The 12,396-nt window shown below is 76.0% G+C and carries 14 protein-coding genes; 6 read left to right on the top strand and 8 right to left on the bottom strand.

Annotated features, from left to right (window positions below; translation table 11 throughout):
• Window position 1: 1 nt before the first annotated feature.
• Window positions 2-139 carry a hypothetical protein gene (locus tag HLA93_RS09145; protein WP_222194071.1) on the bottom strand — a complete coding sequence of 46 codons (138 nt, stop codon included), beginning with the start codon at window positions 137-139 and terminating at the stop codon, window positions 2-4.
• A gap of 39 nt (window positions 140-178) precedes the next feature.
• Window positions 179-805 carry a LysE/ArgO family amino acid transporter gene (locus tag HLA93_RS09140; protein ID WP_222194070.1) on the bottom strand — a complete coding sequence of 209 codons (627 nt, stop codon included), beginning with the start codon at window positions 803-805 and terminating at the stop codon, window positions 179-181.
• A 63-nt stretch (window positions 806-868) separates the two neighbouring features.
• On the opposite strand from HLA93_RS09140, the gene HLA93_RS09135 reads away from it, so the two are divergent.
• Together HLA93_RS09135 and HLA93_RS09130 are read left to right on the top strand one after the other, a co-directional pair.
• A complete protein-coding gene (locus tag HLA93_RS09135) occupies window positions 869-1,762 on the top strand; it encodes a LysR family transcriptional regulator ArgP (RefSeq protein WP_308128028.1) in 894 nt (297 codons plus the stop codon).
• An 18-nt stretch (window positions 1,763-1,780) separates the two neighbouring features.
• Window positions 1,781-2,185 carry a hypothetical protein gene (locus HLA93_RS09130; RefSeq protein WP_222194069.1) on the top strand — a complete coding sequence of 135 codons (405 nt, stop codon included), beginning with the start codon at window positions 1,781-1,783 and terminating at the stop codon, window positions 2,183-2,185.
• 27 nt (window positions 2,186-2,212) lie between these two features.
• Here the strand turns inward: HLA93_RS09130 and HLA93_RS09125 are convergent, their stop codons facing one another.
• The 4 genes from HLA93_RS09125 to HLA93_RS09110 form a co-directional block, all read right to left on the bottom strand.
• A complete protein-coding gene (locus HLA93_RS09125) occupies window positions 2,213-3,085 on the bottom strand; it encodes an oxygenase MpaB family protein (protein WP_222194068.1) in 873 nt (290 codons plus the stop codon).
• On the bottom strand, window positions 3,082-4,017 hold the full coding sequence (locus HLA93_RS09120; protein ID WP_222194067.1) for an alpha/beta fold hydrolase: 936 nt from the start codon (window positions 4,015-4,017) through the stop codon (window positions 3,082-3,084). The genes HLA93_RS09125 and HLA93_RS09120 overlap by 4 nt, the downstream gene beginning before the upstream one ends.
• 81 nt (window positions 4,018-4,098) lie before the next feature.
• Window positions 4,099-5,202, bottom strand: coding sequence for an outer membrane protein assembly factor BamB family protein (locus tag HLA93_RS09115; protein ID WP_308128027.1), 1,104 nt, complete (start codon window positions 5,200-5,202; stop codon window positions 4,099-4,101).
• A gap of 107 nt (window positions 5,203-5,309) precedes the next feature.
• Window positions 5,310-7,271, bottom strand: coding sequence for a DEAD/DEAH box helicase (locus HLA93_RS09110; protein WP_246626148.1), 1,962 nt, complete (start codon window positions 7,269-7,271; stop codon window positions 5,310-5,312).
• A gap of 116 nt (window positions 7,272-7,387) precedes the next feature.
• Here HLA93_RS09110 and HLA93_RS09105 point away from each other — a divergent pair, with 116 nt between their 5' ends.
• Window positions 7,388-8,086: a ferritin-like fold-containing protein gene (locus HLA93_RS09105; protein ID WP_222194065.1), complete on the top strand. Its 699-nt coding sequence runs from the start codon at window positions 7,388-7,390 to the stop codon at window positions 8,084-8,086.
• Between the two features lie 81 nt (window positions 8,087-8,167).
• Here the strand turns inward: HLA93_RS09105 and HLA93_RS09100 are convergent, their stop codons facing one another.
• The gene (locus tag HLA93_RS09100; RefSeq protein ID WP_222194064.1) at window positions 8,168-8,398 is read right to left on the bottom strand and encodes a DUF3107 domain-containing protein; all 231 of its coding nucleotides are present in this window, start codon (window positions 8,396-8,398) and stop codon (window positions 8,168-8,170) included.
• A gap of 116 nt (window positions 8,399-8,514) precedes the next feature.
• Window positions 8,515-9,165: a TetR/AcrR family transcriptional regulator gene (locus tag HLA93_RS09095; protein WP_222194063.1), complete on the bottom strand. Its 651-nt coding sequence runs from the start codon at window positions 9,163-9,165 to the stop codon at window positions 8,515-8,517.
• 90 nt (window positions 9,166-9,255) lie between these two features.
• Here HLA93_RS09095 and HLA93_RS09090 point away from each other — a divergent pair, with 90 nt between their 5' ends.
• The 3 genes from HLA93_RS09090 (at window position 9,256) to HLA93_RS09080 (ending at window position 12,393) form a co-directional block, all read left to right on the top strand.
• Window positions 9,256-10,296, top strand: a complete 1,041-nt coding sequence (locus HLA93_RS09090; protein WP_222194062.1) for an alpha/beta fold hydrolase — start codon at window positions 9,256-9,258, stop codon at window positions 10,294-10,296.
• Window positions 10,297-10,358: 62 nt separating this feature from the next.
• Window positions 10,359-11,330, top strand: a complete 972-nt coding sequence (locus tag HLA93_RS09085) for a DUF3152 domain-containing protein (protein WP_222194061.1) — start codon at window positions 10,359-10,361, stop codon at window positions 11,328-11,330.
• Window positions 11,331-11,466: 136 nt separating this feature from the next.
• Entirely contained in the window at window positions 11,467-12,393 is a 927-nt protein-coding gene (locus HLA93_RS09080; protein ID WP_222194060.1) for an ABC transporter ATP-binding protein, read from the top strand.
• Window positions 12,394-12,396 lie beyond the last annotated feature (3 nt).

Here is a 12,396-nt window from a genome sequence, read left to right as displayed (position 1 = left end):
GTCAGCTCGCGGCAGAGCCGGCCGGGACGTCGGTGTAGCGGGCGGTCAGCACCTCCAGCAGGTGCCCGTCCGGGCCACGGAAGTACAGCCGCCGTCCGCTGCCGTCGGGGTTGACCTCGCCGACCGACCCGGCAGTCATGGCGGGGCCGTAGCGCCCGAGCACGTCGGCGCACAACGCTCAGCCGCCGGTCGCGCCCCGGACGGCGAGCGAGGCCGCGAGCGCCAGCATGACCACCGCGATCACCCCGTCCAGCACCCGCCAGGCGCTCGGCCGGGCGAACACCGGCCGCAGCAGCCGGGCGCCGTACCCGAGGCCGACGAACCAGATCGCGCTGCCCAGCACCGCGCCGGCGCCGAACCACCAGCGCCGCTCCTCGTAGGTGCTGGCCAGCGAGCCGAGCAGCACGACGGTGTCCAGGTAGACGTGCGGGTTGAGCCAGGTCAGTGCCAGGGCGGTGGACACGGTGACCGCCAGCCCGGCGCGGGCACCGCCGGCGTCGGGCAGCAGGGCGGCCGGCCGCAGCACCCGGCGCGCGGCCAGTAGGCCGTAGACCAGCAGGAACGCCGCTCCGGCGAAGCAGACGACGGTCACCACCCCGGGTGCCCGGGCGACCAGTGCACCGGCGCCGCCGACGCCGGCGGTGATCAGCGCGACGTCGGAGAGCAGGCACACCGCGACGACCGCGGCGACGTGCTCGGCGCGCAGCCCCTGCCGCAGCACGAAGGCGTTCTGCGCCCCGATGGCGACGATCAGCGACAGGCCGAGGCCGAGTCCGGCGGCGGCGGCGAGCAGGCTGGAGGACACGAGGAGGACGCTAGGTCCGCCTACCAGCTGAAGACCAGCTCACTTTCCTGATGCACCTGAAGCGTGTCTGATGGTCGGGTGGACCTCGACCTGGCGCAGCTCCGTGCCCTGGAGGCGACCGTCACCGGCGGCACCCTCGACGCCGCCGCCCGTGCCCTGCACGTGACGCCATCGGCGATCAGCCAGCGGCTCAAGGCCCTGGAGACGGCGACCGGCCGGGTGCTGCTGGTGCGCAGCAAGCCGGTGCAGGTGACCGACTCGGGCGCGGCGGTGCTGCGGCTGGCCCGGCAGGTGCGTCTGCTGACCGCCGACGCGGTCCGGGAGCTCGACGGCGCCGCCGGACCCGTCGGGCTGCCGATCGCGGTCAACGCCGACTCGCTGGCCACCTGGGTGCTGCCGGCGCTGGCGCCGCTGGCCGCCGAGATCGCCTTCGACCTGCACCGGGAGGACCAGGAGCACACCAGTGCCCTGCTCCGCGACGGGACGGTCATGGCGGCGATCACCGCAGACGCCGAGCCGGTGCCGGGCTGCACGGTGACCCGGCTGGGGGCGATGCGCTACCGGCCGATGGCCACCGCTGCGTTCGCCGCCCGCTGGTTCCCCGAGGGCAGCGGCGCCGGCGCGTGGGGACGGGCGCCGGTCGTCGTCTTCGACCGCAAGGACGACCTGCAGCACCGCCACCTGCGCGCCCGCGGCGTCGACCCGGCCACCCTGCCGGTGCACTACGTCCCCGCCTCGGCCGACTACGTCGCTGCCGTCCGGCTGGGCCTGGGCTGGGGCATGGTGCCCCGGCAGCAGGAGCCGCCGGGGGAGCTGGTGGCCCTGGACGACGCCGGCGCGGTCGACGTCGTCCTGCACTGGCAGCAGTGGAAGCTGCGCTCGCCGTCCCTGGACCTGGTCGCCGGCGCGGTGCTGGGCGCGGCTCGCCGCGCGCTGGACCAGTCCGCGCCGCCCTGACTGCGGCAGACTCGGGCGATGGACGCGCTGATCGCGGTGGTGGTCGTGGCGGTGCTGATCGCCGTCTGCCTGGCGCTGGTGCCGGCCGCGCGCAGGTCCGAGGGTCCGACGGCGGACGTGCTGCGCTGGGTGGCGCTGGCCCTCGCGGTGCTGGGGGCAGCCCTGCTGGCCCGGGACGTCTGGGCGGACGCCGGGACGTTCGTGGTCGCGGCGCTCGGCCTCCCGGTGGTGGTGCTCTTGGTGCCGGTGCTCCTCGCCCGGTCGCGCTGGGCGGGCCTCGCCTCGACGGCCGCGGCCACCGTCGTGCTGGCCTGGGCGCTCGTCTGGGGCCTGGGCGGCGGGCTGGTGCTGCTCCCGGCGGTGGTCGCGGAGTTCGTGGCCGCCGCCCTGACCCCCCGCCACCGGGCTCTCACCGGCAGCTGAGGGGCGGGTCCCGGCGGCGCGGCTCCCTCAGGCGGTGAGCGGTTCGGCGCCGGCCACCCGCTCGCGGGCGGCCCGCACGATCGGTGACTCGCGCACCCGGGCCGGCACGGCCAGCGCCGTCTGCCGGAAGGCCCGCAGCCCGGCGGTCGCCGCGGCGTCGGTCACCGCGAACCCGGGCAGGCCGTAGAGCCGGCGGGCCCAGCCCGGCAGCGTCGCCGCACCGAGGGAGGCCAGCGTGCTCCACGCCGGCCGCGCCGGGGTGAGCAGCTGCACCCAGCCGGGCATCGGCGGCAGCAGCACGAACCGCGAGGCGCTGCGGGCCGCCGGGGTCACCGCCAGCCGGGCCCGGACGCCGGCGAAGTACGCGTCGAGCTCGGCCACGGTGCGGGGCACGTCGGTCTCCTCGCAGCCCACCAGGACGGCGGCCACCACCTGCTCCTCGACGTACCGGTCGGCCTCGGCGTCGGTGAGCGGCACGCCGGCCCGACGGGCGGTGGACAGCAGCGACTCGACCTCGCAGTTGTGCACCCACAGCAGCAGGTCGGCGTCGTCGACGCGGTAGTGGCGGCCGGTGGTCTCCTCGACCGCGGACTTGTCGCGGTGCAGCCCACGTACCCGGCGCACCTGGCGCAGCGCGTCGCGGCGGGTGCCGAAGGTCAGCGTGGCCACGTACTCCGCGGTGCGGGTGAGCCGGGCCCACGGGTCGGTGGCGAAGGCGGTGGAGAACCGGTGCACGCCGTCCATCGCGACCGGGTGCAGCGCCTGCAGCAGCAGTGCGCGGATGCCGCCCACGGAGAAGGCCGGGTCGCTGTGGATCCGCCAGCTGACGCTGTCCGGGCCGAAGAAGCCGAGCAGGTCCTCCTCGGGCGTGAAGTCCTTGACCGACGGCGTCGGGATCACCGCACGGCCTCGTTCTGCTCGTCGGCCGCCGCGGAGACCGAAGCAGCAGGATCGGCCCAGAAGGACAGCAGGGCCTGCAGGGTGCGACCCGGGTTCTCGATGGCGGGGGAGTGCACCGCCTGCGGGACCACCTCGTGCCGGGCGCCCAGCCGGCGGGCCATCTCGGCCTGCACGGTGGGGCTCCAGGCGTCGTCGGCGATGCCGTGGGCGACCAGCACCGGCACGCCGGTGGCGGCGAGCTCGGCGACCCGGTCGGGCTCGGCGAGCATGGCGTCGGCCATCCCGCGGAGCCCGGCGGCGCTGTTGGCCAGGAACCGCCGGCGGAGGAACTCGGCCGTCGGGGCCGGCACCGCCTGCGCCCGCGGGTCGGTCATCGCCAGCTGCTCCAGGGTGTCGTTGACCAGCTGCACCCCACCGGCGTCCAGCAGCGGGGACAGGTGGTCCAGCAGCTCGGCGCGCGGACCGGTCAGCGCCCCCGGGCCACTGCCCAGCAGGGCGAGGGAGTCGAACAGGGTGGGCTCGGCGAGCACCGCGGCGCGGGCGACCAGGCCACCGAAGCTGTGCCCGAGCAGGTGCAGCGGGCCGGAGGACTGCTCGCGCAGCTGCCGGCTCACCGCGACCACGTCGGCGGCGAGCTCGGCCACGGAGTAGCGCGCCGGGTCGTCGGGGCCCGGGGACTCGAACTGGCCGCGCTGGTCGAGGGCGACCACCCGTACCCCGGCGTCGGCGAGCGGGGACAGCAGCGGCGCGAAGTCCTCCTTGCTGCCGGTGAACCCGGCGACCAGCAGGGCCGTGCTGCCGTCGGCCGGGCCGGTGTCCAGCGCGGCCAGCGGCCCGCTGCCACCGCGGAAGGTGACCGGGACGGCCTCGTGGGCGGCCAGCTGGCGGAGGTCGTGGGGGGCGGTGTGTTCGGAGCCACCAGGCAGGACCATGCCCTGAGTGTGCCCCGCAGCCCGGTCACGCGCCGCCGACCCACGCCCGGGGCTCACCCGAGCCTCACCCGGGGTCCCCGCTCAGCGGTGGCCGAGCACCTCGTCCGCGGTGCCGTAGACGACGACCGGGCCCAGCAGGGCGGTGCGGCCCCCGGGCGGGACGTCGTCCCCGGTGGTGGACCGGGCGACCTCGGTGCCGTCGTCCAGCGTGCGCTGCACGAACGCGCCGTCCTCCGGCACGGTCACGGTGCTCACCCCGGCCTCGTCGGTCGTGCCGGCCGAGGGCAGGCCGCGGGCGGGCACCTGCCACTGCGGGAGCCCGGTCCCCTGGTCGAGGGCGTAGGCGGTGCCGCGGGCCCAGAGCAGGGCGACGTCCTCGACCCCGGCCTGTTGGAGCGGCTCGGTCTGCGGGGCGGCTCCGGCGGGGAGCGCGGGCAGGGGGAGGTCGGGCAGCGGCGTGCCGTCGACCGGTGAGAACACCAGCACCCGGTCGTCGACGACCACGGTGACGAGCCGGTCGACCCCGGCCAGCCTGGCGGTGCTGGTGCCGGTGGCCACGTCTCGGGTCCAGATCTCGGTGCCGCCGAAGCCGTCGAGCAGCCTGACCTGCAGGACGCCGGTGTCCGGGCACCGCTGCAGCACGACCACCCCGGAGCTGCCGACGTCGGAGCCGACCAGCCGGCAGTCGGTCGGTGGCGCGTACCGCCAGCGGGTGTTGTTGCCGGCCGGGTCGATGGTGACGACGCCGGTCGGGCTGCTGGCCAGCAGGATCTGGTCGGTGCTGGCCAGGTCGACGTCGGTGCGGAAGCGCACGTTGCGGTACCAGTCCCGCTCGCCGGTGGACGCCGACAGGGCGGTCAGCTCGTTGCAGCGCCCGGTGGTGCGGAAGGCCGTGATGACGTTCCCGCCGATCGCGGTCGCGTCGCACAGCGTCGCGTTGTCCCGGCGGTAGTGCCAGGCCTCCTCGCCGGTGACGGCGTCCAGCATGGCGACCCCGTGCTCGTCGGTCACCAGCACCCGGCCACCCTCGACGGCCCGGCGGGGTCCCTCGCTGGTCGCGACGGACCACACCTGGGTGAGCTCGGCGGCCGGCGCCTCGTCCGGCACGGTCGCCGGCGGCGCCGTCGTGCGGGAGGTGGCGACGACGTCGGAGGTCCGCCACAGCGACACGGCGACGGCGGCCACCACGAGGGTGACCGCCGTCCAGATCCAGACCCGCCGTGGCGGACGCCTGGCCGGCCCCCTCCCGGGACCCGCCCCGAGCGTGCGAGGGGTGGGGAGGGGGCCTGCCATCAGGCGACGGACTCGCTGCCGCCGCCGTTGCCGCCGCCACGGCCACCCCGGCGACGACGACGCCGCGGCCGGCTGCCTGCGCCGTCGTCGGCCGCACCGGCGTCCACCGGGGCCGCGCCGTCGGCGGCGGGGGAGTCGGTGCCCAGCGCTGCGGCGGCACCCGCCGCGGCGGCGCCGCTGCCCCGGGTGCGCTGGCGCGAGCGGGTCTTGCGCGGGCCGGCCGCGGGCTGGTCGTCGTCGGTGCGGGCGGCGTCCCGGCCCGGACCGGAGTGGGCGCCTCCGGAACGGCCGCCGGTCTTCTGGCGCTTGCCGGTCTCGCCGAGGTCCTCCAGCGTCTCCGCGCCCAGGCCCTCGCGCGTCCGCTGCGAGCGGGGCAGCCGGCCGGTGGCCGTGGTCGGCACGTCGAGGTCGGTGTAGACCCACGGCGAGGTGGAGTAGGTCTCCGGCGGGTCGGCGTAGGGCAGGTCCAGCGCCTTGTTGATCAGCTGCCAGCGCGGGATGTCGTCCCAGTCGACCAGGGTGACGGCGACGCCGGTGCTGCCGGCGCGGCCGGTGCGGCCGATCCGGTGCACGTAGGTCTTCTCGTCCTCGGGGCACTGGTAGTTCACGACGTGGCTGACCCCGGTGACGTCGATGCCACGGGCGGCGACGTCGGTGGCGACCAGCACGTCGACCTTGCCGGCGCGGAAGGCGCGCAGCGCCTGCTCGCGGGCGCCCTGGCCGAGGTCACCGTGCACGGCGGCCGCGGCGAACCCGCGGTCGACCAGCTCGTCGGCGACCTTCTGCGCGGTGCGCTTGGTGCGGCAGAAGACCATCACCAGACCGCGGTCGCGGGCCTGCAGCACCCGGGACAGCAGCTCGGGCTTGTCCAGGTTGTGTGCCCGGTAGATGAACTGCGTGGTCTGCGGGACCGTCGAGCCCTCGTCGTTGCCGTGCGCCCGGATGTGCGTGGGCTGGGTCATGAACGACCGCGACAGGGTGACGATCGGGCCGGGCATGGTCGCGGAGAACAGCATCGTCTGCCGCTTGTCCGGGACCATCGCCAGGATCCGCTCGATGTCGGGCAGGAAGCCCAGGTCGAGCATCTCGTCGGCCTCGTCCAGCACCAGGCCGCGCACCTTGCCCAGGATCAGGTGCCCCTGCTGCGCGAGGTCCAGCAGCCGGCCGGGGGTGCCGACGACGACCTCGACGCCGGCCTGCAGCGCGGCGACCTGCGGCTCGAAGGCCCGGCCGCCGTAGATGGCCTGCACCCGGATGCCGCGCTTGGCGCCGGCGGCGGCGAGGTCGCGGGAGACCTGCACGCACAGCTCGCGGGTGGGGACGACGACCAGCGCCTGCGGGACGCCGTCCCCGCCCTCGGCCGGCGGGGTGACCCGCTGCAGCAGCGGGACGCCGAAGCCAAGCGTCTTGCCGGTGCCGGTGCGGGCCTGCCCGATCAGGTCGTTGCCGGCCAGGGCCAGCGGCAGGGTCAGCTCCTGGATGGCGAAGGTGCGGGTGATCCCCACCTCGGCCAGCGCGGCCACGATGTCGGGGTGCACGTCGAAGTCGCTGAACAGCGGGCTGTCGCTGGCGACGGGAGCGCCGCCCAGCTCCTCGACCTGCTGCTCGAGCTCCTCGGGAGCCGGGGCGCCGGTCTCGGCGTGCTCCAGCTCCGGAGCGGCAAGGGTGTTCTCTGCGGGGGTGTTCTCGGTGGAGGTCAGTTCTCTCGCCTCGGTCTGGTGGGGGACCAGGAGCGCTCGGCGGTGCCTGGCAGCAGGCGTTGCCCGGCGGCGCTCGCCGGTCCCGGGGTCGGTTCCGGGATGTTCGATCCACGCGCCGACGCGGCCAGCAGACCGGGCGTCCGGTGCAGACTGCCCGGGAGACGGCCCTCGGAGGGCCGGTCTCGAGGAGGAGATCCAGCGGTCATCAGCGCACAGGGAATTGCTCTTCGGGGAACGAGCCCCAGGGCCCGTCGATTCCATCCTAGCCTGACCAGCCCGTTAGCCTCCCCCTGCCGCCGTGCGACACGGCCGTGCGACCACCCGTCCGGGTGGTCACGCCCGCCCGGCGGCGACGACCGCACGACGAGGGAGGACCCGTGGCCAGCGCCGAGGACAGGGCCGAGGGCGGGCCCACAGCCCAGGCCGGCGAGGGCCCCGGCCGGCAGGCGGTCGTCGCCCTGCTCGGGGTGCTCTCCTACGCCGAGCTGACCGCCTTCGACCGGCTCGCCGAGGACGCCCGGCTGGCCCCGACGCTGGACGGCCGGGCGGCCCTGGCGCGGATGGCCGCGGCCGAGATCGGGCACCACGAACGGCTCACCGCGCGGCTGCGGGAGCTGGGGGTGGACGTGGCCGAGGCGATGGGCCCCTACGTGGCCGCGCTGGACGCCTTCCACGACGGCACCCGGGCGAGCACCTGGCTGGAGGGCCTGGTCAAGGCCTACGTCGGCGACGGGCTGGCCACGGACTTCTACCGCGAGGTCGCCGCCTTCCTGCCGCAGCCGGACCGGGCCCTGGTCGAGGAGGTGCTCGCCGACACCGGGCACGCCGACTTCGCCCTCCGCGAGGTGCGGGCAGCGATCGTCGCCGACCCGACGCTGGCCGGGCGGCTGGCGCTGTGGGCCCGCCGGCTGGTCGGGGAGGCGCTGACCCAGTCGCAGGCGGTCATCGCCGAGCACGACGAGCTGGCCGACCTGATCATCGGCGGCACCGGCGACCTGGCCGGGGTGGCCCAGCTGCTGCAGCGGCTCACCACCGCGCACTCCGCCCGGATGCAGGCCCTCGGCCTCAACGGCTGACACGGCTGACACGACGACAGGGCGCCGCCGCGGTGCGGCGACGCCCTGTCGACGAGCCGGGCAGGGCCCGGGAGTGCTCCTTCAGCCGGCGATGAAGCCCACCCGGCGCTGGTCGGCCTCGGCGATCTCGACGTAGGCGATCCGGTCGACCGGGACGACGACACGGCGACCGCGCTCGTCCACCAGCGTCAGCAGGCCGTCCTTGGACGCGCTCATGGCCTTGGACACCTCAGCCGCGATCTCGTCGGGGGTCTTGGGGCTGTCGATGACCAGCTCGCGGGGGGAGTGTTGGACACCGATCTTGACTTCCACGTGGAGATGCCTCCTCAGGTCTGGCTGCTGGCTCCCCACGCTAGTCCAGGGCCGGTGGAGGCAGCCGGTCCGGCGGGTGCGCCGTCAGCGAAACCCCCGGTCGCCGGGAGCCGGGCTCAGGCGTCGTCGGCGTCGTCCCGGCGGGGGAAGCCGGAGATGCCCCGCCAGGCCAGCGCCGACATCAGCGAGACCGCCTCGTCGCGGGACAGCGTGCCCTTGCGGGCCAGCCACCAGCGGGCGCTGTTCTCGGCCAGCCCGGTCAGCCCCGCCGACAGCAGCAGCGCCCGCTCCGGGTCGGCGCCGGTGTCCACCGCGATCACCTCGGCGATCGCCTCGATGCACGCCAGCGCGCCGCGGTCGGCCAGCCGGCGGACGTCGGGGTCGTTGCGCAGGTCGGACTCGAAGACCAGCCGGAACGCCTCGCCCTCGGCGTCGACGAAGTCGAAGTAGGCGCCCACCGCGCCGTCGACCCGGGCCCGGTTGTCCTCCGTGCCGGCCATCGCCTGGCTGACCCGGTCGCTCAGCTCGTCGACCTGCTGCTCCAGGAGCGCCAGGTAGAGCTCCCGCTTGCCCGGGAAGTGCTGGTAGAGCACCGGCTTGCTGACCCCGGCGCGGTCGGCGATGTCGTCCATCGCGGCGGCGTGGAACCCCTGCGCCACGAACACGTCCTGGGCGGCCCGCAGCAGCTGCAGCCGGCGAGCACTGCGCGGCAGGCGGGAGGTGCGGCGGGCGGCAGGCGGGACGGGTACGGGTCGGCTGGGCTGCATGGCGGGGCGAGCTTACCGACGCCGTTGCCGGACGGTGGCGTCCGCAACGGTGGGCGGTCGGCGCCGCGCGGGTGGCCTACCGTCGGGCGGGTGAGCGACGCCCGGCTGTCCGAGACCCCGCTGCCCCGGCCCGGTGTGCTCCTCCCGCCCTGGCCCGGGGCCATGGTCCCGGTGACCGGTGGTGAGGTGCTCGTCCGGCACACCCCGTGGACCGGGCCGGTGGACGACGACGGGCAGCCGGCCGCCGACCTGCCGCCCGACGCCCCGCACGAGCGGGCGCTGTACGTGCACGGCCTGGGTGGCGCCTCGACCAACTGGACCGACCTCGCCGCGCTGCTCGCCGTCCGCTTCGACGGCTACGCGCTGGACCTGCCCGGCTTCGGGGAGTCCGCCCCGCCGCCCCGCTACTCGATCCACCGGCACGTGCAGGCCGTCGTCGACGTGCTCGAGTGGGTCGTCGCCCGGCCCGGCCCGGGGCAGGGCGCCCCGGTGCACCTGGTCGGCAACTCCCTCGGTGGCCTGGTCAGCGTCTGGGTCGCCGCCCGCCGCCCCGACCTGGTGGCGACCCTGACGCTGATCTCGGCGGCCATGCCGGTCTACCGGGTGCCCGCGGCCTTCGATCGGGCCATCACCCTCGTGCTGCTCCCCGGCGTCCCGTCACTGGCCGAACGCCGGATGGCCGGGGTCAGTCCGGAGCAGCGGGTCCGCGGGCTGCTGCAGATGTGCTTCGGCGACCCGACCCGGGTGCCACGGGAGCGGGTCGAGGAGGCCGTCGAGGAGATGCGCCGGCGGGACGAGCAGCCATGGGCCGGGCAGGCGCTCACCCGCAGCCTGCGCGGCCTGATGACCTCCTACTTCCGCGTCGGCCGGGCCAACGCCTGGCGGATGGCCCGCTCGGTGCAGGCGCCGTCCCTGGTCGTGTGGGGCGACCGGGACAAGCTGGTCGACCCGAAGCTGGCGCCGAGGCTGGCCGAGGTGCTGCCCGACGCCCGGCTGCAGGTGCAGGCGGGCATCGGGCACCTGGCGATGCTGGAGGCGCCGGAGCCGACCGCCCGCGCGGTCCTCGCGCTCGCCGAGGACGCTGCCTCCGCGACGGCCGGCAGCGCCACCGGTCCGGCCCAGCGGGTGTGACGCCCCCGCCGCCCCGGCCGAGGTCTGCCACCGGGAGCGGCGATCGTGAGAACCTGGCGTCCGTGACGAGCTCCGGCCCGCGCGCCGACCGGGAGGCGGGCCGGCGCGGACAGCCCGCGGGCGCGCGACCCCGGCAACGGCCGGCCGACCCGCGCGCCCAGCGCCCCGCCGGTCCACTCGTCGCGCGGCGCGACCCCGCCCCCCGGCGCCGCCGTGGGCCGGCTCCCGCCGGCAGCCGCTTCGGCCGGTTCGTCCAGCGGTACGGCTGGCGTGCCTACGCCATCCCGCTGCTCACGGTGGCCACCGTCATCGCCCTGCTGGATGCCGTGACCGGCGTGGTGACCGGGGGCCGGGCGACCGAGACCGCGGCGGCCTCCGCGGTCAGCCCGCCCGCCGAGCCCGCCCCCTCGACCAGTGCCCCCGAGACGACGCCCGCGGCAGAGGGTGAGGGAACGCCCACCGAGGCGCCCGCCCCGCCGGCTGCGGCCACCTACGTCGAGCAGGGCGCCGGGACGGTCTCCGTCGTCGACGGGGCGTCCGGGGTGTACGGCACCGGCCCGCTGCAACGGTTCGTGGTCGAGGTGGAGGACGGCATCGGCGTCGACGGGGCGCAGTTCGCGGCCGCCGTCGAGGCGACCCTGGGCGACCCGCGGTCCTGGGGCGCCGGCGGGCAGCGCTCCTTCCAGCGGGTCGGGGCAGCCGAGGCGGCCGGCGGCGACTACGAGTTCCGGGTCAGCTTGGTCAGTCCCGGCAGCATGGAGACGTACTGCCCGGGCGTGGGCACCGGCGGCTACACCTCCTGCCGGTACGGCGAGCGCGCCGTGATCAACCTCGCGCGCTGGGAGACCGCCGTCCCCGACTACGGCGGGGACGTCGCCACCTACCGGCAGTACGTGGTCAACCACGAGGTGGGCCACGCCCTCGGCAACGGCCACGAGCAGTGCCCCGGGCCGGGGCAGCTGGCCCCGGTCATGCAGCAGCAGACCCTGGGCCTGCAGGGCTGCGCGAAGAACGCCTGGCCGTTCCCCTCCTGACCTCGCCGGTCCCTCCCGTGCTGAGGCCGCGTCGCCGGAGGGCTCCCGCCGGTGACCGGGTGGGTCTAGGGTCCGGACCGGAGCGCCGGGAAGCCTGGTCGGCAGTCGTGTCCCCGACTGCGATCGGACGGTTCCGATGTCCTCTCCCACTGCCGTGCCCGCGCTGCGCGTCGAGCACCTGAGCAAGCGGTTCGGCCGCGCCGTCGCCGTCGACGACGTCTCGCTGTCGGTGCCCCCCGGCGAGGTGTTCGGCTTCCTCGGTCCCAACGGCGCCGGCAAGTCCACGACCATCCGGATGGTGCTGGGGCTGCTCCGGCCGACGGGCGGCTCCGTGGCGGTCTTCGGCGTCCCGGCGGACGACGTCGGTCGCGCGCACCGCCACCTGGCGTACGTGCCCGCCGACGTCGCGCTCTGGCCGTGGCTGACCGGGCGCGAGTGCCTCGACCTGCTCGCCGGGGTCGGTCCCGGCACGGATCTGGACTACCGCGCCGAGCTGGTCGAGCGGTTCGCGCTGGACCCCGACCGGCGGGCCCGCGCGTACTCCACCGGCAACCGGCAGAAGGTCGCGCTGGTCGCCGCCTTCGCCACCCGCGCGCCGCTGTTGGTGCTCGACGAGCCGACCAGTGGCCTGGACCCGCTGATGGAGCGGGAGTTCCGCCGGTGCGTGGCCGAGGCCGCCGGGCGCGGACAGGCGGTGTTCCTGAGCTCGCACCAGCTGGGCGAGGTCGAGGCCGTCTGCTCCCGGGTGGGCATCCTGCGCGGTGGGCGGCTGGTGGAGGTCGCCGGCCTGCCCGACCTGCGCCGGCTGCGCCGTTCCGAGCTCGACGTCACCCTGGCCGAGCCGGCCGGCGCAGCCCTCGCCGACGTGGAGGGCGTCGAGGACCTGCGCTGGCGCTCGCCGGTCGAGCTGACGATGACCCTGTCCGGCCCGCCCGGGCCGGTGCTGCGCGCGCTGGCCCGGCTCGAGGTCGTCTCGCTGGTGGTGCGCGAGCCGTCGCTGGAAGAGCTCTTCCTCGACTTCTACGGCGACACGGTCAGCCCTCGTCCCGGCGCGTCGGTGTGACCG

The organism is Modestobacter italicus (assembly GCF_019799965.1).
GTDB lineage: Bacteria > Actinomycetota > Actinomycetes > Mycobacteriales > Geodermatophilaceae > Modestobacter > Modestobacter italicus_A.
Note: the sequence above shows the minus strand (reverse complement) of the source record. Positions and strands in the feature narration are given on the sequence as shown.

What these genes read in the sequence shown, in the direction of transcription:
- HLA93_RS09110 (WP_246626148.1), bottom strand. Translation starts at nt 7,271, where the DNA reads ATGGAATCGACGGGCCCTGGGGCTCGTTCCCCGAAGAGCAATTCCCTG.
- HLA93_RS09095 (WP_222194063.1), bottom strand. Translation starts at nt 9,165, where the DNA reads ATGCAGCCCAGCCGACCCGTACCCGTCCCGCCTGCCGCCCGCCGCACC.
- HLA93_RS09120 (WP_222194067.1), bottom strand. Translation starts at nt 4,017, where the DNA reads ATGGTCCTGCCTGGTGGCTCCGAACACACCGCCCCCCACGACCTCCGC.
- HLA93_RS09080 (WP_222194060.1), top strand. Translation starts at nt 11,467, where the DNA reads ATGTCCTCTCCCACTGCCGTGCCCGCGCTGCGCGTCGAGCACCTGAGC.
- HLA93_RS09130 (WP_222194069.1), top strand. Translation starts at nt 1,781, where the DNA reads ATGGACGCGCTGATCGCGGTGGTGGTCGTGGCGGTGCTGATCGCCGTC.
- HLA93_RS09145 (WP_222194071.1), bottom strand. Translation starts at nt 139, where the DNA reads ATGACTGCCGGGTCGGTCGGCGAGGTCAACCCCGACGGCAGCGGACGG.